Annotated in this window: 24 protein-coding genes; 5 read left to right on the top strand and 19 right to left on the bottom strand. The window is 66.5% G+C overall.

Annotation, left to right across the window (positions count from 1 at the left end; genetic code table 11):
• Positions 1-62: 62 nt before the first annotated feature.
• The 17 genes from RCH15_RS02870 to RCH15_RS02790 form a co-directional block, all read right to left on the bottom strand.
• Entirely contained in the window at positions 63-860 is a 798-nt protein-coding gene (locus RCH15_RS02870; RefSeq protein WP_326957862.1) for a septum formation initiator family protein, read from the bottom strand.
• A gap of 174 nt (positions 861-1,034) precedes the next feature.
• Positions 1,035-2,318, bottom strand: coding sequence for a phosphopyruvate hydratase (gene eno, locus RCH15_RS02865; RefSeq protein WP_326957861.1), 1,284 nt, complete (start codon positions 2,316-2,318; stop codon positions 1,035-1,037).
• Between the two features lie 143 nt (positions 2,319-2,461).
• A complete protein-coding gene (locus tag RCH15_RS02860; RefSeq protein WP_326958462.1) occupies positions 2,462-3,064 on the bottom strand; it encodes a MazG nucleotide pyrophosphohydrolase domain-containing protein in 603 nt (200 codons plus the stop codon).
• 77 nt (positions 3,065-3,141) lie between these two features.
• The gene (locus tag RCH15_RS02855) at positions 3,142-4,311 is read right to left on the bottom strand and encodes an adenosine deaminase (protein ID WP_326957859.1); all 1,170 of its coding nucleotides are present in this window, start codon (positions 4,309-4,311) and stop codon (positions 3,142-3,144) included.
• Positions 4,312-4,396: 85 nt separating this feature from the next.
• Positions 4,397-5,152: a DedA family protein gene (locus tag RCH15_RS02850; protein WP_326957857.1), complete on the bottom strand. Its 756-nt coding sequence runs from the start codon at positions 5,150-5,152 to the stop codon at positions 4,397-4,399.
• A 110-nt stretch (positions 5,153-5,262) separates the two neighbouring features.
• Positions 5,263-5,901 carry a DedA family protein gene (locus tag RCH15_RS02845; protein WP_326957855.1) on the bottom strand — a complete coding sequence of 213 codons (639 nt, stop codon included), beginning with the start codon at positions 5,899-5,901 and terminating at the stop codon, positions 5,263-5,265.
• Between the two features lie 128 nt (positions 5,902-6,029).
• Positions 6,030-7,361, bottom strand: coding sequence for a thymidine phosphorylase (locus RCH15_RS02840; RefSeq protein ID WP_326957853.1), 1,332 nt, complete (start codon positions 7,359-7,361; stop codon positions 6,030-6,032).
• Complete coding sequence (locus tag RCH15_RS02835) at positions 7,358-7,762, bottom strand: cytidine deaminase (RefSeq protein WP_326957851.1); 405 nt, start codon at positions 7,760-7,762, stop codon at positions 7,358-7,360. The genes RCH15_RS02840 and RCH15_RS02835 overlap by 4 nt, the downstream gene beginning before the upstream one ends.
• 2 nt (positions 7,763-7,764) lie before the next feature.
• On the bottom strand, positions 7,765-9,102 hold the full coding sequence (locus RCH15_RS02830; RefSeq protein ID WP_326957849.1) for an ABC transporter permease: 1,338 nt from the start codon (positions 9,100-9,102) through the stop codon (positions 7,765-7,767).
• Positions 9,099-10,541 carry an ABC transporter permease gene (locus RCH15_RS02825; RefSeq protein WP_326957847.1) on the bottom strand — a complete coding sequence of 481 codons (1,443 nt, stop codon included), beginning with the start codon at positions 10,539-10,541 and terminating at the stop codon, positions 9,099-9,101. Before RCH15_RS02825 ends, RCH15_RS02830 begins: the two co-directional genes overlap by 4 nt.
• A complete protein-coding gene (locus RCH15_RS02820; protein WP_326957845.1) occupies positions 10,534-12,177 on the bottom strand; it encodes an ABC transporter ATP-binding protein in 1,644 nt (547 codons plus the stop codon). The genes RCH15_RS02825 and RCH15_RS02820 overlap by 8 nt, the downstream gene beginning before the upstream one ends.
• A 166-nt stretch (positions 12,178-12,343) precedes the next feature.
• On the bottom strand, positions 12,344-13,453 hold the full coding sequence (locus tag RCH15_RS02815; RefSeq protein ID WP_326957843.1) for a BMP family lipoprotein: 1,110 nt from the start codon (positions 13,451-13,453) through the stop codon (positions 12,344-12,346).
• Between the two features lie 280 nt (positions 13,454-13,733).
• The gene (locus RCH15_RS02810) at positions 13,734-14,765 is read right to left on the bottom strand and encodes an NADP-dependent oxidoreductase (RefSeq protein ID WP_326957841.1); all 1,032 of its coding nucleotides are present in this window, start codon (positions 14,763-14,765) and stop codon (positions 13,734-13,736) included.
• The gene (locus RCH15_RS02805; protein ID WP_326957839.1) at positions 14,762-15,193 is read right to left on the bottom strand and encodes an organic hydroperoxide resistance protein; all 432 of its coding nucleotides are present in this window, start codon (positions 15,191-15,193) and stop codon (positions 14,762-14,764) included. The genes RCH15_RS02810 and RCH15_RS02805 overlap by 4 nt, the downstream gene beginning before the upstream one ends.
• Positions 15,194-15,239: 46 nt before the next feature.
• Positions 15,240-15,704: a MarR family winged helix-turn-helix transcriptional regulator gene (locus RCH15_RS02800; RefSeq protein ID WP_326957837.1), complete on the bottom strand. Its 465-nt coding sequence runs from the start codon at positions 15,702-15,704 to the stop codon at positions 15,240-15,242.
• 218 nt (positions 15,705-15,922) lie between these two features.
• Positions 15,923-17,122: an amidohydrolase gene (locus tag RCH15_RS02795; protein WP_326957835.1), complete on the bottom strand. Its 1,200-nt coding sequence runs from the start codon at positions 17,120-17,122 to the stop codon at positions 15,923-15,925.
• A 99-nt stretch (positions 17,123-17,221) separates the two neighbouring features.
• A complete protein-coding gene (locus RCH15_RS02790; protein WP_326957833.1) occupies positions 17,222-18,379 on the bottom strand; it encodes a mannose-1-phosphate guanylyltransferase in 1,158 nt (385 codons plus the stop codon).
• 287 nt (positions 18,380-18,666) lie between these two features.
• On the opposite strand from RCH15_RS02790, the gene sdhC reads away from it, so the two are divergent.
• The 5 genes from sdhC to RCH15_RS02765 all read left to right on the top strand — a co-directional run bounded on the left by sdhC (position 18,667) and on the right by RCH15_RS02765 (position 23,097).
• Positions 18,667-19,047 carry a succinate dehydrogenase, cytochrome b556 subunit gene (gene sdhC / locus RCH15_RS02785; RefSeq protein WP_082576094.1) on the top strand — a complete coding sequence of 127 codons (381 nt, stop codon included), beginning with the start codon at positions 18,667-18,669 and terminating at the stop codon, positions 19,045-19,047.
• A gap of 2 nt (positions 19,048-19,049) precedes the next feature.
• Positions 19,050-19,532, top strand: a complete 483-nt coding sequence (locus RCH15_RS02780; protein WP_326957829.1) for a succinate dehydrogenase hydrophobic membrane anchor subunit — start codon at positions 19,050-19,052, stop codon at positions 19,530-19,532.
• Between the two features lie 126 nt (positions 19,533-19,658).
• Positions 19,659-21,458: a succinate dehydrogenase flavoprotein subunit gene (gene sdhA / locus RCH15_RS02775; protein WP_326957827.1), complete on the top strand. Its 1,800-nt coding sequence runs from the start codon at positions 19,659-19,661 to the stop codon at positions 21,456-21,458.
• Between the two features lies 1 nt (position 21,459).
• The gene (locus RCH15_RS02770; protein ID WP_326957825.1) at positions 21,460-22,242 is read left to right on the top strand and encodes a succinate dehydrogenase iron-sulfur subunit; all 783 of its coding nucleotides are present in this window, start codon (positions 21,460-21,462) and stop codon (positions 22,240-22,242) included.
• Between the two features lie 84 nt (positions 22,243-22,326).
• On the top strand, positions 22,327-23,097 hold the full coding sequence (locus RCH15_RS02765; RefSeq protein ID WP_326957823.1) for an alpha/beta hydrolase family protein: 771 nt from the start codon (positions 22,327-22,329) through the stop codon (positions 23,095-23,097).
• Here the strand turns inward: RCH15_RS02765 and RCH15_RS02760 are convergent.
• Together RCH15_RS02760 and RCH15_RS02755 are read right to left on the bottom strand one after the other, a co-directional pair.
• A complete protein-coding gene (locus tag RCH15_RS02760; RefSeq protein ID WP_409017107.1) occupies positions 23,054-24,220 on the bottom strand; it encodes a YihY/virulence factor BrkB family protein in 1,167 nt (388 codons plus the stop codon). The genes RCH15_RS02765 and RCH15_RS02760 overlap by 44 nt on opposite strands.
• Entirely contained in the window at positions 24,165-24,830 is a 666-nt protein-coding gene (locus RCH15_RS02755) for a 2'-5' RNA ligase family protein (protein WP_326957820.1), read from the bottom strand. The genes RCH15_RS02760 and RCH15_RS02755 overlap by 56 nt, the downstream gene beginning before the upstream one ends.
• Position 24,831: the final 1 nt, after the last annotated feature.

The following is a 24,831-nucleotide window of genomic DNA, read 5'->3' as shown; positions in this document are numbered from 1 at the left end:
GGGCGGGCCTTCCTGCCCTGTCTGGTTTGTCCGGCGGACAATCCTGCGGCGGGCGCCGCTTCTTAGTCTGTTGCCGAGCGCCGGATGGAATCCCACAGGGAGTCCACCCAGGGCAGGTCGGCCGGGTCCGGTTGGGACCCTGTTGCGGCCGCGCCACTGGGGGTTCCGGCAGGAAGATCACTGCCGAAAACCCAGTAGCCCGTCTCGCCGGGCATAACCATGTTAATGCGGTCGCGGGCCTGCTGCTTCACGTAGTTCGGATCCTGCCACCGGGAGACTTGGCGCTTGAGCTCGGCCTGCTGGGACTGTTTGGCGGAGATGTCGGCCTCGAGGGCCGCGATTTCGGCGCGCTTTTCGAAGTAGATTTTGACGGTGGGAGCCAGCATGATGGTGATGGCAATCATGACGACGAACAGCGCCAGCATGCGGCCGGAGAATGCCTTCGCGGGCACGGGGTTGAGGTGCTCCCCCGTTACGGCGCCGTCCTTGGATGGTTTGGCCGTGCCGGGCCTGGCGGCCCGCTGGGTGCCGGGCCTGGCGGCTCGCTGGGTGCCTGGGCCCTCGGGTGCGGGACCGGCGGCACCGGTGTTCTTGGCGGATGTGTTCTTGGCGGTGGTGTTTTTTGGCACCGTGCGGGCCGGGGCGGCGTTGATCGGCGAGTGGTCCTGCCGGGCAGGCTCCCGCGGGTCCGCGCCGGGCCGCGGCACGGCGGACCTGGCTGGTGCGGTGGTGCCTTGGTGGGCGTGGGCTGCACGGGAACTGCCAAAATCAGCCTGGATGACGTCCCCGCCGTCGACCGTGTCCGGAGACTTGGGGGCCGCAGGCGTGGCCCGGGGAACCTTGGGTCGGCGGGTAACCATGTCACTCCTGTAATGCCAGGTTCTCCCCCGGCTGGCTTGCTGCGTTCAGTACTGATCCCCGTGGCCGGGGCCCGGCACCGGCGTGGATCCGGCGGTACGGAGCCCTAAGGAACGCACAAAGGAACCGGTGGCCATGGTCTTTCAACCATAGCCACCGGTTCGTGGTTCCTGCTGCTACTGGCTCTTGAAACGCGGGAAGGCGCTGCGGCCGGCGTAACGTGCGGCGTCGTCGAGTTCCTCTTCGATGCGCAGGAGCTGGTTGTACTTGGCGACACGCTCGGAACGGGCCGGGGCGCCGGTCTTAATCTGGCCCGCGTTGGTGGCAACGGCGATGTCGGCGATCGTGGTGTCCTCGGTCTCGCCGGAGCGGTGCGAGGTGATGGTGGTGTACCCGGCGCGCTGGGCTAGGGACACGGCATCAAGGGTCTCGGTCAGGGACCCGATCTGGTTGACCTTCACCAGCAGCGAGTTGGCGGTCCGGGAGTCGATGCCGGTCTGCAGGCGCTCCGGGTTCGTGACGAAGAGGTCGTCACCGACGATCTGGACCTTGTCACCGATGGCGTCGGTGAGGGTCTTCCAGCCGTCCCAGTCGTTCTCATCCAGCGGGTCCTCGATGGACACCAGCGGGTAGTCGGCGACGAGCTCGGCGTAGTAGGCGCTCATCTCCGCGGAGCTCAGCGACTTGCCTTCGAACTGGTAGGCGCCGTCCTTGAAGAACTCGGAGGAAGCGACGTCCAAGGCCAGGGCAATGTCCTGTCCCGGGGTGTAACCGGCGTTGCGGATGGCTTCCTGGATGAGGTCCAGGGCTGCGCGGTTGGACGGCAGGTTCGGCGCGAAGCCGCCTTCGTCGCCGAGGCCGGTGGACAGGCCCTTGGCCTGCAGGACGGCCTTGAGTGCGTGGTAGACCTCTACGCCCCAGCGGAGGCCTTCGGAGAAGGTTTCGGCGCCGAGCGGAACAACCATGAATTCCTGGATGTCGACGTCGGAGTCCGCGTGCGAGCCGCCGTTGAGGATGTTCATCAGCGGCACGGGCAGGATGTGGGCGTTCGGTCCGCCGAGGTACTTGTAGAGCGGCAGGTCAGCGGACGCCGCGGCGGCGTTGGCCACAGCCAGGGAGACGCCGAGAATGGCGTTGGCGCCGAGCTTGCTCTTGTTGGCGGTGCCGTCGAGGTCGATCATCGACTGGTCGATGCTGCGCTGGTCCGTGGCGTCAAACCCGATCAGGGCCGGGGCGATCTGGTCGATGACCGCGTCAACGGCTTTCTGGACGCCCTTGCCGAGGTAGCGGCCCTTGTCGCCGTCACGGAGTTCAACGGCTTCGTGCTCGCCGGTGGAGGCTCCGGAGGGAACTGCTGCGCGGCCGATCTGGCCGTCCGAGAGCAGGACTTCAACTTCTACGGTGGGGTTGCCGCGGGAATCGAGGATCTCGCGGGCGTGGATGGCATCGATAAGCGCCATGGATAGGCTCCTTTGGTGAAGCGATCTGCTGGAAACTGATGGGAATCAAGCTCAAAAACGGACGTCCTCGTCGGTACCTAGCCTAGTCGAGAGTGGGATAGGTTACGTAAAACCCATCCAACACCCGGACGCCTTACGGGCAGTCACGCGGACGGCGGCCGGCCGGCCTGGAAACGACGGTTGGCGCCGCGCAGGGCACGCTCGGCATCGTGGCCCTGGTCCCGGGCGGCCGCGGCGATGGCAAAGAGCAGGTCTCCGAGGTCCTCTTCGGACGCCGGGATCTCCACCGGGACCGTGGGGGCCGGGACGCCCGCCCGCTCGGCGCGGTCCTGGAGTTTCTGCGCCCGGGCTAGCGCCGGCAGGGCGGCGGGAACACCATCGAGGGGACCCTTGGCGCCCGGATCGGAGCTGCTGGAGTGCAGGACCTGTTCGGAGCGTTTTACCGCGTCCCAGGTCCGGACGATCTCCTCCACCGTCGCCGGGAAGGTCTCCTGCAGTGAACCGTCCGGGCGGAACACGTGCGGGTTGCGCCGGATCATTTTGGCGGACAGGCCGCGGGCGACGTCGTCGAGGTCGAAGGCGCCGCGTTCCTGCGCAAGCCGGGCATGAAGGACCACCTGAAGCAGGACGTCGCCCAGTTCGGCCTGCAGGTCGGCGTCGCCGCCTGTCGTTTCAATGGTTTCGGCGACCTCGAATGCCTCCTCGAGGAGGTACTCCACGAGGGATTCATGCGTGAGGGCTGCCATCCAGGGGCAGTGGGCGCGCAGTTCGGCGAGGATACCGACCAGCGCGCCCACGGCGTTGTCCTTCTTAGCCAAGGTTCTTAGCCAAGGTCGGCGTAGGCCTCGTTGATGTATTCGACGAGGGCTTCCTTTTCCTCAAGCGGCAGGAAGGCAGCCTCCGCAGCGTTCAGCGTCAGCTCCAGCAGGTCATCGAGGTCGTAGTCGAACGTCTCGACCAGCAGCTCGAATTCGTCCGTGAGGGTCACGCCGCTCATGAGCCGGTTGTCCGTGTTGATGGTGACGTTGAAGCCGAGCTGGTAGAGCATGTCCAGCGGGTGGCTTTCGATGCCCTCGCCGAAGCCTGCCACAGCGCCGGTCTGCAGGTTGGAGGAGGGGCAGATTTCCAGGGCGATGCCGCGGTCGCGGACCCAGCTGGCGAGCTCGCCCAGCGTGACCATGCCGATGTTGTCGTCGGCCTCGTCACTGCTGTCATTGAATTCGCCGGCGCCGTCTTCCGCGTCGTCGAACTCCACGGTGACGTCTTCGGCGATCCGTACGCCGTGGCCCAGGCGCAGGGCCCGGCCGTCCACCAGGGCGGACTGGATGCTCTCAAGTCCGGCAGCTTCTCCGGCGTGGACCGTGGCCGGGAAGTTGTGCTGGGCGAGGTAGGTGAAGGCGTCCTTGAACCGGGACGGCAGGAAGCCGTCCTCGGCACCGGCGATGTCGAAGCCCACGGCGCCGTTGTTGCGGTGCCGGACGGCCAGCTCCGCGATCTCCTGGCCGCGGTCGGCATGGCGCATGGCCGTGATGAGCTGGCCCACCTGGATGTCTCGGCCGGTTTCGGCCACGGCGTCGACGCCGGCGTCCAGGCCCGCCTGCACGGCGTCGACGACGTCGTCCAGGCTCAGGCCCTGCTGGAGGTGCTGCTCGGGGGCCCAGCGCACCTCGCCGTAGACGACGCCGTCCTCGGCAAGGTCTTCAACGAACTCTTTGGCGACGCGGAAAAGGCCGTCCTTGGTCTGCATCACGGCGATGGTGTGATCGAAGGTCTCGAGGTAGCGGACCAGCGAGCCCGAGTTGGCGGATTCGCGGAACCACTCCCCCAGGGCGACCGGATCAGTGGAGGGCAGGGTGTGTCCCACGGCTTCGGCAAGTTCAATGATGGTGGCCGGGCGGAGTCCGCCGTCCAGGTGGTCGTGAAGGGAAACCTTGGGAAGGCCCTTCAGGTCGAAGTCGAGGTCAGGGGCAGCGTCAAGAATTATCTCAGTCACGTTCCCACCTTAGGGTTGGGAGCGCTGAAGTACCAGCCGGTCAGCCGCCCGCGGCCGCGCTGGCCGGTGCGGCGGGGCGACGGGATCAGGCCTCGACGTCGGCCGGTGCTGCGAGCTGCGGTGACCCCGGCGCGGGTCCGGAGTCCCGGGTGCTTGCCGGCGGTCCGCCGGTTCCGGGGTGGGAACTCTTGGCTTCGGCCGGCCGGGACGCGGCCCGGCCGGCGGAGGACGTTGCGCCCCGGGTGTCGCGCCAGCGGTGCAGCCAGGTCAGCAGATGATCGATCACGATGCCGAGCACTATGGCGAAGGCGATGGCGATCCCCACGCCGAGCAGCGGGTGGTCATGGACCCAGTTGCCGGCGATGATGCCGACTCCGGCGGAGTAAGCCACCCAGGTGATGGAGGCGATGATGTCCAGGATGACGAAGCGGCGGCGCGGGTAGGCGGTGGTGCCGGCGATCCAGTTGACGGCGACCCGGCCGACCGGGATGTAGCGGGCCGTGAAGATCAGCATGGCGCCGCGCTTGTCCAGTTCATAACGAGCCCAGTTCAGTGCGCGTTGGACTTTGGGTTTGCGCATCCAGCGGAAGCGCTCGACCCCGACGTGCCGGCCCAGCAGGTAGGCCATGTTGTCCCCGGCAATGGCTCCCAGGGCTGCCGCCGCCATGACGAACCACATGTTGGGTTCGCCCGACGTCACGGACAGGGCACCCAAGGCGACAATCAGAGTTTCACTGGGCAAAATCGGAATGAAGCCGTCGATGAAGCAGAAGATCGTGAGAATCGGATAAATCCACCATTGTCCCGCGGCGTGAAGAATAGCCTCATTGATGAATTCCACGCGGGCGTTGCTCCTAGGAAAGTGATGGAAAGCGCTCTTCAGTGTCCCATGACGGACCGGGATGCGCTACGTTCGCCTGCGACTAATCTCGGGTAACTGAGGGTTCCCTCTCAGGAGGTTTCGGCGGGCGGGGACGGCTGTTCGGCGTCCTCGGGCCGTGTTCCGCGGAGCTTGCCGATGACGACGTCCAGCAGGACGCCCAGTCCAATGGCGCAGATGACGGCGGCGACGACCGCGAGCAGGTGGTTCTCCGCGAACCATTGGCCAAAGAACAATCCAATGGCGACCGAATAGGCGGCCCACAGCACCGCGGAAAGCACCGTCAGCGCGACGAAGCGGGGCCGCGGAAATCCGGTGGCCCCGGCGGTCAGGTTGACCGCCACCCGGCCGATCGGCACGAACCGTGCAACGAGGATCAGGGAGGCGGGCCGTTTCCGCAGCTCGGCGCCGGCCCAGCGGAACGCCCGCTGCATGCGGTTCCCGCGCATCCATGCCCAGCGCCGGGTTCCGGTGTTGCGGCCGAGCAGGTAGGCGATGTTGTCGCCGAGGAACGCGCCCGCGGCGGCCGCCGCCGCCAGCAGCGCCACATTGGGAACTCCGGCGCCGGCGGCCACTGCGGCGAGTCCCACCACCACGGACTCGCTGGGAATCGGCGGGAAGAAGCCGTCAATCACGCAACAAGCGAACACGAGGATAAGTACCCACGGTTGCCCTGCGGCGGCCAGGATGAAGTCGTTGATTGCCTGCACGGTTTCCTACCAATCAACGGGGCGCAGTTGTGGTGCCAGTGTACTTCCGGCCCCTCTTCGTTGCCCTACCACTTGCAGTGGTTAAACCAGGGGTTTGCGGACTCCAGGTGATAGGGCAAGCGGGGTACTCAGGCGATGCGGTCGATGATGAGCTGCTGCGCCGGCCGGGAGCCTTCGGGGGCAATGACGACAGCGTGCGCCAGGGCCTCTTTAGCCCGGTCGAACTTCTCCGGGGTGTCCGTCAGGAGCGTCATGAGCGGTTCGCCGGCTTTGACCGTGGCGCCGGGCTTGGCGTGCATCCGCACCCCGGCGCCGGCCTGGACCTGGTCTTCCTTGCGCGCCCGTCCCGCGCCGAGACGCCAGGCTGCGACGCCGACGGCCATCGCGTCGAGTTCCACCAGCACACCGTCGGCCGGGGCGTAGATCACCTCGGACTCCCTGGCCACCGGGAGGGTGGCCCGCGGGTCACCGCCCTGCGCCTCGATCATGCGGTTCCAGACGTCCATCGCCCGGCCGTCGCGCAGCGCGGCCAGGGGATCGGCGTCGTGGACACCTGCGCAGGAGAGCATCTCCTCGGCCAGCCGCACGGTCAGTTCGACGACGTCCTCCGGACCGCCGCCGGCCAGCACCTCCACCGACTCCTGGACCTCAATCGCGTTTCCGGCGGTGAGGCCCAGGGGGGTGTTCATGTTGGTCAGCAGGGCAACCGTATTGACCCCGGCGTCCTTACCCAGGGCCACCATGGTTTCGGCGAGTTCGCGGGCGCGGGCCTCGTCTTTCATGAACGCCCCGCTGCCCACCTTGACGTCCAGCACCAGCGAGCCCGTGCCTTCGGCGATCTTCTTGCTCATGATCGAGGACGCGATCAGCGGGATGGCCTCAACGGTGCCCGTGACATCGCGCAGGGCGTAGAGCTTCTTGTCGGCGGGGGCCAGCCCGGCGCCGGCTGCGCAGATGACGGCTCCGACGTCCTGGAGCTGGGCCAGCATCTCCTCGTTGCTCAGCGCGGCGCGCCAGCCGGGGATCGCTTCGAGCTTGTCCAGGGTGCCGCCGGTGTGGCCCAGGCCGCGGCCGGAGAGCTGCGGCACGGCTACGCCGAAGACCGCCACCAGGGGTGCCAGCGGCAGAGTGATCTTGTCCCCGACGCCGCCGGTGGAGTGCTTGTCGGACGTGGGCTTGACGCTGCCGTCGGGGCGGCGAAGGCTGGAGAAGTTCATCCGTTCCCCGGAGGCGATCATCGCCGCTGTCCAGCGCGAGATCTCGCCCCGGTCCATGCCGTTGAGCAGAATCGCCATGTTCAGGGCTGCCATTTGCTCGTCGGCGATCGCCCCGCGGGTGTACGCATCGATGGTCCAGTCGATCTGGGCGGGGCTCAGCACGCCCTTGTCGCGTTTGATGCGGATGATGTCGACTGCGTCGAACGATTCGGTCGTGGTGGTGGATCGGCTCGCAAAGGTCATCGGGTTTGCTCCAGGTGTTGGGGGCCAAAGGCGTCGGGAAGGACCTGGTCCATGGTCTTGATTCCCTGGGTGGTCATGAGCTCCATGTCCGGAGCCCGGAATTCGTACAGCAGTTGCCGGCAGCGCCCGCACGGCATGAGGATGGTACCGGCGGCGTCCACGCAGTAGAACGCCCGGAGCAGGCCGCCGCCGGTCATGTGCAGATTGCCGACGAGGGCGCACTCGGCGCAAAGAGTCAGCCCGTAGCTGGCGTTCTCGACATTGCAGCCGCTCACTATCCGGCCGTCCGCGGTGAGGGCTGCCGCCCCCACCGCGAACTTCGAATATGGCGCATAGGCGTTCCCCATGGCCTCCACCGCGGCGGCTTCGAGGGCGGCCCAGTCGACGTCGTTGCTGTCCACGGTCAACCCTTCACGTACGGTATGCCGCTGGCGGCCGGGGGCCGGGAACGGCCGACGAGGCCGGCTACGGCGAACACGGTCACGAGGTAGGGCAGCATGGCCATAAACTGGCTCGGCACCGGGGTGCCAATGATGGTCACGATGCTTTGCAGGTTGTCAGCGAAACCGAACAGCAGCGCGGCGAAGAACGCCCCGATCGGGTTCCAGCGTCCCAGGATCATCGCGGCCAGGGCGATGAAGCCGCGGCCGCCGGAGATTTCCTTGGTGAAGCTGTCGATCGCGACGAGGGTGAAGAAGGATCCACCAATGCCGGCGACAGCGCCGCCGAGAGTGACATTCCAGAAACGGGTCGCGTTGACCTTGATGCCGAGGGTGTCGGCTGCCTGCGGGTGTTCGCCGACAGAGCGGACCCGCAGGCCCCACTTCGTTTTGAACAGCCCGATCCACACCACGATCACGGCCACGTACATCAGGTAGCCCACGACGGACTGCTTGAACAGGATGGGCCCGAGAACCGGGATGCTGGACAACACCGGGATGTCGATGATGGGCAGCCGGCCCGGGGAGTTGAACATTTCCTTGTCCGCCTGCATGACAGTGCTGAAGAGGAAGCCCGTGAGGCCTGAGATCAGGACGTTGAGGACCACGCCGACAATGATCTGGTTGACCACGTATTTGATGCTGAAGACGGCCAGCACCATCGAGACGAGGGCGCCGGCGACGGCTGCCGCCAACAGGCCCAGGTAGGGGTTGTTGGTGATGCTGGCGATGATGGCGGCCGTGAAGGCGCCACCCAGGAGCTGGCCTTCGATGGCGATGTTCACCACGCCGGAGCGTTCGCAGAGGACACCGGAGAGGGAGCCAAAGACGATCGGCACGGCGAGGGTCACGGACCCGGCGATGAGGCCAGCAAGCGAGATGCTGGGGGTCCGTGCGCCACCGACCACCCAGATCAGGAACGCCACCACGAACAGCACCGTGAACAGCGCGGGCAACCAGCGCGGGGGCCGGGCGTTCTTGGTTTTCAGGAACATGGCATAGCCGGCGAGGCCGAGCATGATCACCGAGAGCACGATCCCGGCCAGGAAGGCCGGCACCTCGATCGCGGGGAGCTGGAAGAAGTCACCGCCGGAGGAAATGCCGAACTTGGCGGTCGCGTGCGGGCCCAGCAGGCCGAAGAAGACGAACGCGACGACGGCCAGCACCAGCAGTGTGACCGGCAGCTTCCAGGTCACGGGCTTGGCGGATACCGTCGGTTTGCGGTTCCTGTCCGATTTCGCCGGCCCCTGTTGTGGCTTTCCGGACCCTCCGGGGACGGGCGAGGTTACTGTTGTGCTCATGCTGCACCTCCGGTGGCTGCTGCCTTCTGGGACTTGCCGGCGGTTGCGGCTTTTTTCTTGCGCGGATTGAGCCCGAAGACGGCCCGGACCAGCGGGGGTGCCGCGATGAACAGCACGATGAGCGACTGGACCACCAACACGATGTCGATGGGCGTTCCGGTCTGGATTTGCATCTGGACGGCGCCGGCGCGGAAGGCACCAAACAGGAGGCCGGCGGCGAAGGTGCCCCACGGCGTCGAGCGTCCCAGCAGCGCGACGGTGATGGCGTCAAAGCCGTACGTTGCCGCGACGCCGTCGGTGAGCACCTTTTCGGTTCCGGCCACCTGGGCGACGCCGGACATGCCGGCCAGGGCACCCGCGATGGCCATCACGAGGATGGTGGCGCGGGGAACGTTGATGCCGGCGGTGAGGGCCGCCTTGGGGTTGGCTCCCACTGCGCGGAATTCGAAGCCGATGGTGGAGCGGTTCAGCAGCCAGGAGACGAGGACCGTGGCCGCGATGGCCAGCAGGAAGCCGATGTGCAGCCTGTACTGGCTGCCGAAGATCTGCGGATACACGGCGGACGCGTCCAGGATCGGTGAGATCGGGGTGGTCTCCCCCGGCCGCTGGAATGCCGGAGTGTCCAGGAGGTACCGCACCAGATAGAGGGCGATGTAGTTGAACATGATGGTCACGATGACCTCATGGGCTCCGGTTCTGGCCTTGAGGACGCCTACCAGGCCGCCCCAGACGGCTCCGCCGATGATGCCGGCGATCAGGACGAGCAGCAGGTGCAGCCCCATGGGGAGCTCCAGCGCGAACCCCACCCAGGCCGCCAGGATGCCGGCCATGATGATCTGGCCCTGGGCGCCAATGTTGAACAGGCCGGCGCGGAACGCCAGTGCCACGCCGAGGCCCGCGGTGATCAGCGGGGTGGCGATGGTGAGGGTTTCCATGAGCGGGGCGAGCTGTCCGCCCACGCCGGTCCCCCGGGGGTTGAAGACGGAGCCCTGGAACAGCGCGACGTAGGAGCTGGTCGCTGCTGACCAGACGGCGGCGAGGAAGTCGGCGGGCCGGGCGAAGAAGTAGCCCGCCGTCGCCGCGACCTGCTTGTCCGTGCTGGCAATGAGCAGCCCGCCAAGGATCAGGGCGAGCAGCACGGCCAGGATGGTCACAATGCCGTTGCCGGTGAAGATCTGGCGCAGCACCGAGTCAGCGTCCTCGTCCCCGGGAAGGGAGCCGCTCTGGGCGGACAGGGGAACCGCCGATGGCCGCATGGCCCCGCCGGCGGTGTCCAGCGACACGGCAAGGCCGGCGTCCTTGACCGGCGCACCGGCCTCGGGTGCGGGCGCCTGCGTTGCCTGTGTTGTGGGGGCGGCCGGGGCAGCCGCAGGCAGCGCGTCCGGACTCCGGTGCGGGTCCGGTCCAGCCGGGCGTCCCGGCTCGTTGTTCTCACTCATGGTCTTCTCCTACGGCGCCGGAGCGGGACTCCTGCACGGGCTGGGCGGCGGTCGCCTGGTTCGTTGCGGGGGGCGCGGCGGGGTGGTCCGCCGGGCTGAGGACTGCGTGTTTGCTCGCGCTATCGGCGTGGGCGTCCTGCGGGGACAGCCCGGCCATCATCAGGCCGAGCACGTCGCGTCCGGTGCCGGCCGGGACAATCCCGACCAGTTTGCCCTTGTACAGGACGGCGATCCGGTCGGCGAGTTCAATCACTTCGTCCAGCTCGGTGGAGACGATCATCACGGGGGTGCCGTGGTCCCGCTCAGCCACAATGCGCTTATGCAGGAACTCGATGGAGCCGACGTCCACTCCGCGGGTGGGCTGGGAGGCGATGAAGAGCCGCAGCGGCCTGGACAGTTCCCGGGCCATGACAACCTTTTGCTGGTTGCCGCCGGAGAGGGTGCCGGCCGCGAGCGAGCCCGAGGGGGTGCGCACGTCGAATTCATCGATCCGGGTCTTGGCGTTCTCCAGGACCTTGGCCGGGCTCATGCTGATGCCCTTGGCGAACGGGGCCTGGTCGTAGCGGTCAAGAATCAGGTTCTCGGCGATCGAGAAGGAGCCGATCAGGCCGTCAACGGAGCGGTCTTCCGGGACGAACCCGACGCCGGCGTTGAGGACGTCCTTGACGCTGCGGCCGACGAGTTCGTCGCCGTCGAGCAGGATGGATCCGTGCACGCGGTCCTGAAGGCCCAGGATGGCTTCGGTCAGTTCCGTTTGCCCGTTGCCCTGGACGCCGGCGACGGCGAGGATCTCACCGCGCGCGATGCCGAAGCTGATGCCGTCCACGACGTGCTGGCCGCTGGGCGCGATCACCGTGAGGTCCTTGACCTGGAACGTCGTTTCCTGGGGCTTGGCCGGGGCCTTGTCCAGGGTCAGGTTCACGGCCCGGCCCACCATCATGGAGGCCAGTTCAGTCGTCGAGGCGCCGGGATCGGCGGTACCGACCACCTTGCCCCGCCGGATCACGGTGATGGTGTCCGAGACCGCTTTGACTTCGCGGAGCTTGTGCGAAATGAAGACGATCGAGGTGCCGTGGCTCTTGAGCTGGCGCATGATGTCCAGCAGCTCGTCGGTGTCCTGCGGGGTCAGCACGGCCGTGGGTTCGTCGAGGATGAGCACCTTGGCGTCGCGGACCAGGGCTTTGATGATTTCGACGCGCTGCTGTACCCCCACCGGGAGGTCCTCAATCAGCGCATCGGGATCGACGTCGAATCCGTAGCGGTCGGAGATCTCCTGGATCTTCCGCCGGGTATCATCCAGGTTCAGGAATCCGCCGGCCTTGGTGGTTTCCGCTCCCAAAGCGACGTTCTCGGCGACCGTGAAGACGGGGACGAGCATGAAGTGCTGGTGGACCATGCCGATGCCCGCGGCCATGGCGTCGCCCGGGCCGCGGAAGGTGACGGGCTTGTCATCGACCAGGATCTGGCCCTCGGTGGGTTCGTACAGCCCGTACAGGACGTTCATCAGCGTGGACTTGCCCGCGCCGTTTTCGCCGAGCAGACAATGAATCTGCCCGGGTTCAACCACCACATCTATGTGGTCGTTGGCTACCAGGGAGCCGAAGCGTTTGGTGATCCCCTTGAGTTCAAGTTTCAAAACTCTGACCAATCTCGAGGTGTCCGGAAGTCTCGGCCGGACGGATGATGGGGCTGCAGGAACAGCCTAGTGCCTGCAGCCGGAAGCTAAATCTGTCCGCTCAACGAAAAGCGCCACAGCCCGTGCGGTGGTTGACCGGACGGGCCGTGGCGCTTGGCGGCGGAAGTTAGACCTTCGGGCTGGCTGCGGATTCAACCTTCAGCTTGCCGTCGGCGATGTCCTTCTTGATCTGCTCCAGCTGGGTTTTCAGCTCGGCCGGAACTGCGGAGTCCAGGTCGTGGAACGGGGCCAGCTGCACGCCGTCGTTCTTGAGGGTGCCAACGTACGGCGTGTTGGTGAACTTGCCGTCCTTGTCCTCGGAGACAACGGTCTCGACGGCCTCGCCCATCTGCTTCATGACGGAGGAGAGCATGATGTCCTTGTAATCCGGTGCCGTGAGGAAGCCGTCGGAGTCAACCCAGATGAGCTTGACGTCCTTGCCTGCCGCCTTGGCTTCCTTGAGGGCTGCGCCTGCGCCCTTGCCGACCGGACCGGCGACGGGCATGACGATGTCCGCGCCCTGGTCCAGGAAGTTCTGGGTGAACTGCTTGCCCTTGTCCTGCTTTTCGAAGTCGCCGGTGAAGGAACCGTCCTGCTTGGCCTTGTCCCAGCCGAGGACCTTGACGTCCTTGCCGTTCTTCTCGTTGTAGTACTTGACGCCGTCGGCGTAGCCGTCCATGAAGATGGTGACCGTGGGGATCTTGATGCCGCCGAAGGTGGCGACCGTTCCGGTCTTGGTGGTGCCGGCTGCGAGGTAGCCGGCAAGGAAGGCGGCCTGGGCGGTGTCGTAGATGATCGGCTTGACGTTGCTGATCGGGGTTTCGTAGCCGAAGTCGATGATGGCGAAGTGCTTGTCCGGGTTCGCCGTGGCCTGGGCCTTGGTGGCGTCGCCGAGCAGGAAGCCCACCGTGACGGTCAGGTCGCAGCCGGCGGTGACCATGGCGCGCAGGTTCGGCTCGAAGTCGTTGTTGGTTTTGGATTCGGCCTGGTTGACCTTGATGCCGAGGTCCTTTTCGGCCTTCTTCAGTCCCTCGTAGGAGGACTGGTTGAAGGACTGGTCGTCGAATCCGCCCGAGTCGGAGACGATGCAGCCGGTGTAGTTGCTGGCCGAGGCGCTGGCGGTGCTGCTGGCCGTCGGGGCGGCCCCGCAACCGGACAGCAATAGTGCAGCCGCGCCGGCGGTGGCGACTCCTGCCACGGAACCGCGCTTGAAGGTTGCACGCAGAGAGTTCTTCAATTTTCCTCCAGGAAGAAAGAGTAGGCGCTGCGACGGAGCTCAATGAGTGTCTGTTGGCGGGGTTGCCGCTGAAACGCTGTTTTCACTGATGGGATTCGCAGCACTGCGCCGAGGCGCACTGATGGAAGCAACTTTAGTGTCCTGGAACACGTCCGGGTTGCTGAGTTCCCAGCGATTCCACAGATTGTTGAGAACTTGTTACCAAGCGGTAGACGCAGGAAGCCCCGTACCGGGACCTTCCCGGTACGGGGCTGGCGGCCTGCGGGCAGGCGGGGGGCGGTTAGAGCCGGACCAGCATCTTGCCGGTGTTAGCGCCGTTTAGGAGGTCCATGAAGGCCTGCGGGGCGTTTTCCAGTCCCTCCACAATCGTTTCGTCGTAGCTGACGGTGCCGTCTGCCAGCCAGCCGGACATGGTCTCGACGAACTCGGCCATGTGCTGCCAGTAGCCGCCCACCAGGAAGCCCTTGAGTGTCAGCTGCTTGCCGATGGCCAGCATGAGGTTCCGGGGTGCCGGGGTGGGTTCGGTGGAGTTGTACTGCGAGATGGCCCCGCACATGGCCACCCGGCCTCCGACGGTCAGCGCCGACAGTGCGGCTTCAAGGTGTTCTCCGCCGACGTTGTCGAAGTACACGTCGATTCCACGGTCGCCCGCGGCGGCGGCCAGCTGTTCGGCCACCGGACCGTCGTGGTAGTTGAAGGCCGCGTCGAAGCCGAGCTCCAGCAGCCTCGCCACCTTGTCCGCGGAACCGGCGCTGCCGATCACGCGGGAAGCACCCATGGCCTTGGCAATCTGCCCGACGAGGGAGCCGACGGCACCTGCAGCGCCGGAGACGAAGACAACCTCGCCGGCCTTGAATTCGGCGACCTTGAGCAGGCCGGCGTAGGCCGTCAGGCCGGTCATGCCCAGGGCGCCGAGGAACGCCGGAGCGGGGGCCAGATCGGTGCGGGCCGGCGTGGTGGCACCGGCGTCGAGCACGGCGTATTCGCGCCATCCGAGGGAGTGGACGACGGTGTCGCCCACCGGGCGGTCAGCGGAACGGGACGCGATGACCTCGCCCACCGCGCCGCCGTCGAGCGCGGTGTCGAGGGCGAACGGAGCGGAGTAGGACTTGACGTCGTTCATCCGGCCGCGCATGTAGGGGTCCACGGACATGAAGAGGTTGCGGACCAGGACCTGGCCGTCCTGGAGTTCGGGAAGTGCTGACTCGGCGAGGCGGAAGTTCTCCGGGACCGGCGTGCCGTGCGGACGGGACGCCAGCTGGATCTCCCGCGTGGTGGCGGGCAGGGCGGTGGTTTCGGTGTGGGTGCTCATGCGGCGACCTCCAGGAGGGTGATGTCAACAGTGATGTTGCCACGGGTGGCATTGGAATAGGGGCATACCTCGTGGGCTTTGGCCACGAGGGTCTCGGCGGTTGCGCGGTCCACGGCCGGCAGGGCGATTTCGAGTTCAGCGGCGATGCCGTAGCCGGCTCCGCCGGCCAGGGCGCCCAGGTGGATTTTGGCGGCGACGGCGGAATCCGTCAGGTCGGCCTTGTGCTGGCGTCCGACGAGGCACAGCGCGGAGTGGAAGCAGGCCGCGTACCCGGCGGCGAAGAGCTGCTCGGGGTTGGTGCCCTCGCCGTTGCCGCCGAGTTCCACCGGGCTGGCCAGGGTGACGCTGAGTTTGCCGTCCTTGGTGACGGCGGTGCCGTCACGGCCTTCGCCCGAGGCCAGGGCCTCGGCTGTGTAGAGAGTCTTCATGGATGATCCAATCTGTAGCGGGCGGGTGGAAGTCAGTTGGCGGGAGTCAGTGCGGGCCGTGCAGGGCGGCAGCCAGCTTGCCCAGCGTCCCGCGGAGCTGGTCCAGCTCGGCGGGGGCAAGGCCGGCGGCGTCGGCGAGCTGCTGCGGAATGCCGGCGGCCCGGGCGCTGAGGGCGGAGCCGGCGTCGGTCAGGAAAACCTCAACCCGGCGCTCGTCCGCGGCGGAGCGGCGCCGCTCCACGAAGCCCAGGGACTCGAGCCGTTTCAGCAGCGGGGAGAGCGTCCCGGAGTCCAGGCCCAGCTCCTCCCCCAGTCCACGGACACTGCGGGGGTCTTCTTCCCACAGCACCAGCATGACGAGGTACTGCGGGTAGGTCAGGCCCAGCTCCTGGAGCATCGGCCGGTACGCCGCGGTGGCGGCCCGGGACGCCGAATACATGGCGAAGCACAGCTGCCTGTTCAGGCGGAGAGCTTCCGAACCGGCAGTGCGGGTTCCCTCTGGCGTGGTCATGAATCCACCGTACGCCACAATCCCATTGTGCACAACTTAGTTGTGCACAACCTTTTTGCGGCAACCTCCGCCGCAATTTCCGGCGCGACTTCCGCCGACCGTCCGGCACAGGCGGGGATACCCGGCGGGACGTAGAGGTCGGAGTCGCACGAGCCGGACGCCGGAGTCGCACTAGCTGGACGTCCAGGTCGGGAGGCCGGAGCGGCCCGGCCGGCTGGTTAGAGGTCGCGGAGGGTGCGCAGGGCTGCGGCAGTGAGGACCTTCACGCCCAGGCCCAGGGCGCGTTCGTCCAGGATGTAGTCGCCGCGGTGGAGGTCGTACTCCTCACCGCCCGGCGTTTTGGTGCCGAGGCGCATCATGGCGCCGGGGAGATCTGCCAGGAACCAGGCGAAGTCCTCCCCGCCCATGGACTGGGGGGTCAGGACCACGGCGCCTTCGCCGATCTCGGCGCGGGCCGCGGCTTCGATCAGGGCGGTTTCGTGTTCGGAGTTCACCACGGGAGGCACGCCGCGGGTGTGTTCCAGGTGTACGTCGACGCCGTAGGGGGCCGCGATCTGCTGGACGACGTCGTCGAGGATTTCGCCGGCGCTGTGCCAGGCATCGCGGTCCAGGCACCGCATGGTGCCAGCCATGTAACCGCTGGCCGGGATCGCGTTGGGCGCAGCACCGGCGGAGATCTGGCCCCACACCACGGACACGCCGCTGCGGACATCCACCCGGCGGGACAGCACGGCCGGTACGTTGATGGCGATCTGCGCGAGGGCGAACACCAGCTCCTCGGTCAGGTGCGGGCGTGAGGTGTGGCCTCCACGACCGGTCAGCTCGATCTTAATGGTGTCCGAGGCGGAGGTGATGGCGCCGATCCGGGTGCCGATCTTGCCCACCTCGATCCGAGGATCGCAGTGCAGGGCAAAGATCCGGGGAACGCCCTCCAGGACGCCCTGTTCGATGCAGCTTTGGGCGCCGCCGGGCATGGTCTCTTCGGCCGGCTGGAAGATGATCCGCACGGACCCGCGCAGGGGTGACTTCTCGTGCATCCGCTGCAGCACCAAGGCCGCGCCGAGCATCGTGGCGGTGTGGACGTCGTGGCCGCAGGCGTGGGTCACGCCGTGGTTTTTCGACGCGAACGCAAGCCCGGTCTCTTCGATGATGGGCAGGGCGTCGATGTCGCCGCGGAGGGCGGTTGCGATGGGGCCGTCCCCGACGTCCACCGTCAGGCCTGTTCCCTCGAGCCGACGGGGCTTGAGACCCGCGTCCTCGAGGCGCTGGGCAATCTTGTCCGTGGTGCGGTACTCCTTGAAGGAGAGCTCCGGGTGCGCATGCAGATCCCGCCGGAACGCGATCAACTCCGGCAGGAGGGGCTCGAGCCACGGCCCCACCAGCGTGGTGGGCTCAGCTTCAGTAGAGTAATTACGCACGCAACAACTCTAGCGAGCGCACATCAGATAGCGGCATCGCGTACGGCGCATTACGAATCGGGGTGCCGCCGAAGCCACTCTGTGGAGTGGCTTCGGGCCTTAGAGGACGTCGGTGTCGCCGCTGGCTTTGAGGGCGTCAACCGCCTGCTTCACACGCTGCGAATGCTCCTTGTGCATCACGAGCAAGGCATCCGGGGTATCCACCACCACCACGTCCTTGATCCCGATCAGCGCGATCACGCGCTTGGTATCGGAGACCACCACGCCGCTGGCGTCCTCGGTGAAGACGCGGGCGCCCTCGCCAATGACGGTGACGTCCTTGACCTCCTTGGCGCTGTTCAGACGGCCCACCGAGGCGAAATCACCGACGTCGTCCCAGCGGAAGGTGCCGGGTACGACCGCGACGTCGCCGGCGGCTGCCGCCGGCTCCGCCACCGCGTAGTCGATGGCGATCTTGGGCAGGGTGGGCCATATGCGGGCCTTGACCTCGTCACGCAGCGGAGTGTCCCAGGCCCGGGCAATTTCCTGGACCCCGGCGAACAGCACCGGCTGGTTGGCCTCGAGGTGCTTGAGCATCAGCGCGACGGGAGCTACGAACATGCCGGCATTCCACACGTACTCGCCGCTGTCCAGGTACTCCTGGGCGACCTCTTCGCTTGGCTTCTCCACGAACTCGACGACGGCCTGGGCGCTGGGCGCGCCCTCGACCCCGAGGTTCTTCCCGGCCCGGATGTAGCCGAAGCCGGTGGAGGGGTGGGTGGGCTTGATGCCGATGGTGACGATCTTGCCGGCCGCGGCGGCATGGATGGCTTCCCGGACTGCCTCATGGAAGAGCCCGTCGGGGCTGATGACCTGGTCGGCGGCGAAGGAGCCCATGATGGTGTCCGGATCGCGCTCGTGCAGGATGGCGGCGGCAAGGCCAATAGCGGCGCCGGAGTCTTTCGGCTCGCTCTCCAGCACCAGGTCTGCGTCCTCGATTTCGGGGAGCTGGCGGCAGACAGCATCGCGGTGGGCCATGCCGGTCACCACGAGCATGTGCTTGCCGGCGAGAGGCTCGAGCCTGTCGTAGGTAGATCTGAGCAGCGTGCTGCCCGAGCCCGTGAGGTCATGAAGGAACTTGGGGGCTGCTGCTCGCGACAGGGGCCAAAGGCGGGTCCCCACCCCGCCTGCGGGAATCACGGCAATGAACCGGTCCAGGGCTGAACCCTGCGCCGGTCCCTGCTGCGCGTCCTGGCTTGTCGCCTTGTTAGTAGTCATCACGGCTACTTTAGCTGACCGTGCCCAGCGGGCCCCGGATTCGCCGCCAAAGCTGACACGGCACGTCCCCCGGGCGGCTTCCGGACCGGCGGCGGGGGCTGCGGATGTGGCGTTCGTCTCAAAAGCCAGCAAAAACCCGCCAAGCGCCGTCACCAATGGGTGGTTGAATTGAATAAGCTGGTAGCGAAGCCTAGATTTAGGCTTGAGCTTACGAGTGCTCTCGCAGCAGGCGTTCCCCCCGCGTGGATCCCATGCCAGCGCCGCTGTGTTGCAGGGAGGTTTATTCAGTGCCGACAAAACCAGCTGGCACCTTGTACCGCGGCCGTGAAGGCATGTGGTCCTGGGTTGGACACCGCATTACCGGTGTAGTGATCTTTTTCTTCTTGTTGGTCCATGTGCTGGACACCTCATTGGTGCGTGTCTCCCCGGAGGCTTACACCGCCGTGATCGGTGCCTACAAGAACCCCTTGATGGCCCTGGGTGAAACGGGCCTTGTCGCAGCGATCGTGTTCCACGCCTTCAACGGCCTGCGGATCATCGCCGTCGACTTCTGGAAGAAGGGCGCGAAGTACCAGCGCCAGATGTTGTGGACGGTCCTGGCCCTCTGGGTCGTCGTCATGGTCGGCTTCTCCATCCGCCACCTTTCCCTCGCTCTCGGAGGTCACTAGCCATGGAAGCAACGCAGATCCAGACCCCGCGTGCGGCGAAGGTCGGCGCAGGCCGCATCGCCCCGCAGTACAACCGCAGCGGTTCCTCCAAGGGCAACTTCGAGATGCTGGCATGGCTCTTCATGCGGCTCTCCGGCGTGGTCCTGGTGGTTCTCATCTTCGGCCACCTGTTCGTGAACCTCATGGTGGGCGAGGGCATCCACGCCATCGACTTCGGCTTTGTCGCCGGCAAGTGGGCCGACCCGTTCTGGCAGATCTGGGACCTGGCCATGCTCTGGCTTGCCATGCTCCACGGCACGAACGGTGTGCGCACCATCATCAACGACTACGCCGAAAAGGACGCCACGCGCCTGTGGCTGAAGATTGTGCTGTTCGCCGCAGCCTCCGCCATCGTCATCCTGGGCACCCTGGTCATCTTCACGTTTGACCCGTGCCCCGTGGTCAACGGCGTCCAGCTGCCGGGCGGCTTCTGCCCCGCACCGTAGCGGCGCAGCCCCAGCGGCAACCGATCCGTGCCTGCCCGGTGCAGGCACGGATCTCCACGAGATGTCACTGGCCCGGCTCCGCCGGCCGGTGTTGTTTAGAGAATTTTGAGAGAAAGAGCGTCTGGTATGCAGGTCCATAAGTACGACGTCGTCATCGTCGGTGCCGGTGGCGCCGGGATGCGCGCGGCGATCGAATCAGGTCAGCGCGCCCGAACAGCGGTCCTGACCAAGCTGTACCCCACCCGCTCCCACACCGGTGCGGCCCAGGGCGGCATGTGTGCGGCCCTGGCCAACGTCGAGGAAGACAACTGGGAGTGGCACACGTTCGACACGATCAAGGGCGGCGACTACCTGGTTGACCAGGACGCGGCCGAGGTCATGGCGAAGGAAGCGATCGACGCCGTCCTGGACCTGGAAAAGATGGGCCTGCCGTTCAACCGCACGCCCGAGGGCCGGATTGACCAGCGCCGCTTCGGCGGCCACACCCGCGATCACGGCAAGGCCCCGGTCCGCCGTGCGTGCTACGCCGCCGACCGCACCGGCCACATGATTCTGCAGACGCTGTACCAAAACTGCGTCAAGCACAACGTGGAGTTCTACAACGAGTACTACGTCCTTGACCTGCTCACGGTCGAGGAAGACGCTGTCCGCGAGGACGGCACCCCCTACAAGCAAAAGCGCGTGGCCGGCGTCGTGTCCTACGACCTCGCTTCCGGGGAACTGCACATCTTCCAGGCCAAGTCCGTGGTGTTCGCCACTGGCGGCGCCGGCAAGGTCTTCAAGACCACGTCCAACGCCCACACCCTCACCGGTGACGGCATGGGCATTGCCTTCCGCCGCGGCATCCCCCTGGAAGACATGGAGTTCTACCAGTTCCATCCGACAGGCCTGGCCGGCCTGGGCATCCTCCTTTCCGAGGCTGCCCGCGGCGAAGGCGCGATCCTGCGCAACTCCGAGGGTGAGCGCTTCATGGAGCGCTACGCCCCGACCATCAAGGACCTCGCCCCCCGCGACATCGTGGCCCGCTCCATGGCCAACGAAGTCCGTGAGGGACGCGGCTGCGGCCCGAACAAGGACTATGTCCTCCTGGACCTGACGCACCTGGAGCCGGCGCACATCGACGCCAAGCTCCCGGACATCACCGAGTTCGCCCGCACCTACCTCGGTGTCGAGCCGTACACCGAGCCGGTTCCGGTCTTCCCGACGGCGCACTACGCCATGGGCGGGATCCCCACCAACATCACCGCCGAGGTCCTCCAGGACAACGACACCGTCGTCCCGGGCCTGTACGCCGCCGGTGAGGTCGCCTGTGTTTCCGTGCACGGTTCCAACCGGCTGGGTACCAACTCGCTGCTGGACATCAACGTCTTCGGCAAGCGCGCGGGCATCGCCGCTGCAGAATACGCCAAGACCGCGGACTTCGTGGAGCTTCCCGCTGACCCGGAGGCCTACACGCTGGACCTGCTGGAGCACGTCCGCACTGCTGACGGGACCGAGAAGGTCGCTGTGATCCGCAAGGAACTCCAGGACACGATGGACGCCAACATGCAGGTGTTCCGCACCGCGGACACCCTGAACCAGGTGCTCACGGACATTGCCTCCTTCGAGGAGCGGTACCAGCGCATCAGCGTCCAGGACAAGGGCAAGCGCTTCAACCTGGACCTGCTCGAGGCCGTGGAGCTGGGCTTCCTGCTGGAGCTGGCCAAGGTCATGACGGTGGCGGCCCTGCACCGGGAGGAATCCCGCGGCGGCCACTTCCGGGAGGACTTCCCCGAGCGTGACGACGACAAATTCATGAAGCACTCCATGGCGTACAAGGATGACCATGCTCCGGCGGACGGTTCCGCTGAGGCGATTGCGGGCATCCGGCTAGCCACCAAACCGGTGGTCTTTACGCGTTACGAGCCGATGGTGAGGAAGTACTAAGATGACCGCTGAACTTGCTGAGCCAGCCTCCAAGATCGAACTGCCCGCCCACGTCGGGGGCGGGGGGGACATTCCCTCCTTCGATGTGCACCTGCGCGTGCGCCGTTACAACCCGGAGGTCTCCGACGAGTCCACCTGGGATGATTTCAACGTCACCATGTACGGGACGGACCGTGTGCTGGATGCCCTGCACAAGATCAAGTGGGAGATCGACGGCAGCGTCTCCTTCCGCCGTTCCTGTGCGCACGGCGTCTGTGGTTCCGATGCCATGCGCATCAACGGCCGCAACCGCCTCGCGTGCAAGACCCTCCTGAAGGACCTGGACACGTCCAAGCCCATCACCGTTGAACCGATCAAGGGCCTCCCCGTGGAGAAGGACCTGATCGTGGACATGGAGCCGTTCTTCCAGTCATTCCGGGAGGTCATGCCGTTCCTGATCAACCGCGGCCACGAGCCCACCAAGGAACGCCTGCAGTCCGCCGAGGACCGCGAGCGGTTCGACGACACCACCAAGTGCATCCTGTGCGCCGCGTGCACCTCATCGTGCCCGGTGTTCTGGACCGACGGGCAGTACTTCGGCCCGGCGGCAATCGTCAACGCGCACCGCTTCATCTTCGATTCCCGCGATGATGCCGGCGACATGCGCCTGGAGATCCTCAACGACAAGGAAGGCGTGTGGCGCTGCCGCACCACCTTCAACTGCACCGAGGCATGCCCGCGCGGCATCCAGGTCACGCAGGCGATCGCAGAGGTCAAGCAGGCCATCCTGTCCCGCGCAGTCTAGCTCGCGGTCCGCACTCCGACGACGGCGCCTCCCACCTCCGACGGTGGGGGCGCCGTCGTCGTATCCCCCTCTTGAAAGGCCCATGTGTCCCGCTCCGAAAAAGTCTCGTTCCCGGGTTCCACCGGGGAAATCCTTTCCGGCGTGATCGATCTCCCCGAGGGGAAGGTCAAAGGCTGGGGTGTGTTCTCGCATGGCTTCACCCTGGGCAAGGACAGCCCCTCGGCATCGAGAATATGCAAGGCGCTGGCAGACAACGGGGTTGGCATGCTCCGTTTCGACAACCTGGGCCTGGGCGAATCGGCCGGTTTGTGGTCCGAGGGATCCTTCAGCCACAAGGTGGCGGACACCGTGAAGGCCGCAGAATTCATGCGCGACTCGGGCCGGCCGGTCTCGCTGCTGGTGGGGCATTCCTTCGGCGGAGCCGCGGTGCTCGCGGCCGCGCGGAATATCCCGGAGCTCGACGCCGTGGCCACCGTGGGCGCCCCGTTCTCGCCCAAGCACGTGGCCCACGTCTTTGACGCCGCCCTGGACCGTATCCTGAGCGAGGGCAGCGCCGAGGTGGACCTGGGCGGCAAGCGTGTGGAGATCCGCCGGCATTTCGTGGAGGATCTGGAACATGCCGACCTGACAGACTGCATCCGGCAGCTGCACAAACCCCTGCTGGTGCTGCACTCCCCCACGGACAACACGGTGGGCATCGAGAACGCCAGCACGATCTTCCAGACCGCCCGCCATCCGCGCAGTTTCGTCTCACTGGAGGGCAGCGACCACCTCCTGACCGGCAAGGGCCAGGCGGCTCGCGCTGCAAAGATTATCTCGGCCTGGGCCGACCAGTACCTCGACGCCACCGGGTAGCTGCGGCCGGGCGCGGGCTTTCGCCGTTCTCCACGGGCGTCTTGCCCGGCTGGACCCGGCGGGCACCCCACCCGGTCTTCCGTGCGCCGCCCTGCTGGCCGAGGTCCCGCTCGCGGATAGCAACCCACGAGGCGGAAACCAGGTAGACCTGGCTGACCAGGTTGAACCAGATCAACAGGCCGATGATGATGGCGAAGGGCGCCAGAATGGGATTTCTGCCCGCACTGGCCAGCAGCTGGGTGCTGAAAATCTGCAGCACGGTGGTACCCACCGCGGCGAGGATGGTCCCCTCCAGGAGGGAGCGCCGGGCCAGCTTGAGGCCCGCTGCCAGCCGGAACATGATCAAGGCGGTCCCCCAGCCGAGGAACAGCGGCACCAGAACTGTGACGGACGTCGTCAGGGGCCAGGCGATCAGCGGATCGAGGTTCAGTTGCCCGGCTACCCAGTCGGCGGCGGTACCGAACACCAGCGAAGCCCCTGAGCTGATGACAAGGGCCACTCCGAGCAGGAGGAGCGTGCCGACGTCGCGCAGTATCTGCAACAGCGGATTAATGCCGCGCGGACCGAGCTGCATCATGCCCCGGACGCCGTCGCGGATGCCGCTGATCCAGCCCAGCGCGGTGAAAATCGTCACCGCGGCGGCGATCACGGCGGTCCAGCCCAGGCCGGAGGGGTTAAGCAGCTGATAGGGATCGACCAGGCCCTCACCGCCGTCGACCTTCAGCAGGCCCGGCGCCGCCGTGTCCACGCTTTTGATGATCTGGTCCAGCAGCGCCGGCTGTCCACTCAGGAACAGGCCTGCCAGCGAGAAGCCGGTGGCCAGCAGACCGGTGATCGAGAAGAACATCCGGAAACCGATCCCGGCGCTCATCAGCGGGCCGCGCTGGAGGTTGTAGTGCTGGAAGGCCCGCAGGGGGCGCAGGGTGTTGAGCCGGGCAAGGAGCCACGGCACCATCGCCAGCAGTGCGGCTATTCCCCCGGCGCCGGAGCGTCGGGACTTGCCCCAGTCAAGCCTCTTGCGGATGACTTCCAGCTTGAGCCCGGCCAGATCGGTGGGAAGGGGCGGCTTAGCGGGCGCCTGCGGCGCCATCCTCGCCTCGGTGGTGGTCGGGTTCGGTCCCAAAGTCTAGTTCTTCCCGTAGCTGCCAGATGCCATTGTCGTCGTGTTCGTAAAGTCCCATGCTAGCCACCGGAAACGTGGCACTGTAATCCTTGAGTGCCGTTTCGGCTTCATCCAGGCTTTCCGGTGCGACGTCGTGGGCGACGGTGACGTGCGGGTGGTACGCGAACGGCAGCTCACGTTCCAGGGGCCCGCTCTGGAGTTCGCGGTGCAGGCTGACACAGTCATCGAAGCCGTCCTCAACGTTCAGGAACACCACCGGGGAGACCGGGCGGAAGGAGCCGGTGCCGGCGATGGTCACCGTGAACGGCGCCTGCCGGCTCGCGACGGTCCGCACGTGGTCCCGGGTCGCGTCCCAGTCCTGCGTCATGGTGGTTGTCACCAGGGTGATGTGGGCGGGGATAATGGCGGCCATGGGGTCGCCGAAGGACGCGCGCCAGCGCTGGAGCTCCTCGGCGACGTCCGTGGGGAACCCCAGGATCACGCCGATGCTGATGCCGTCGCTGCGCTGTCCGGTGCCCCGGGCGTCCCGCCGTTCCGGTGCGGTGCTGCTGCCCGTGCGCGCGGTGGCGCGTTCCGGCGTGTGGGCGGCGACTTTGCTGACGGAGGACATT

Source organism: Arthrobacter sp. MP_M4, from assembly GCF_035984855.1.
In the GTDB taxonomy this organism is placed as follows: Bacteria; Actinomycetota; Actinomycetes; order Actinomycetales; family Micrococcaceae; genus Arthrobacter.
This window is presented reverse-complemented; position numbering and strand designations above follow the sequence as displayed.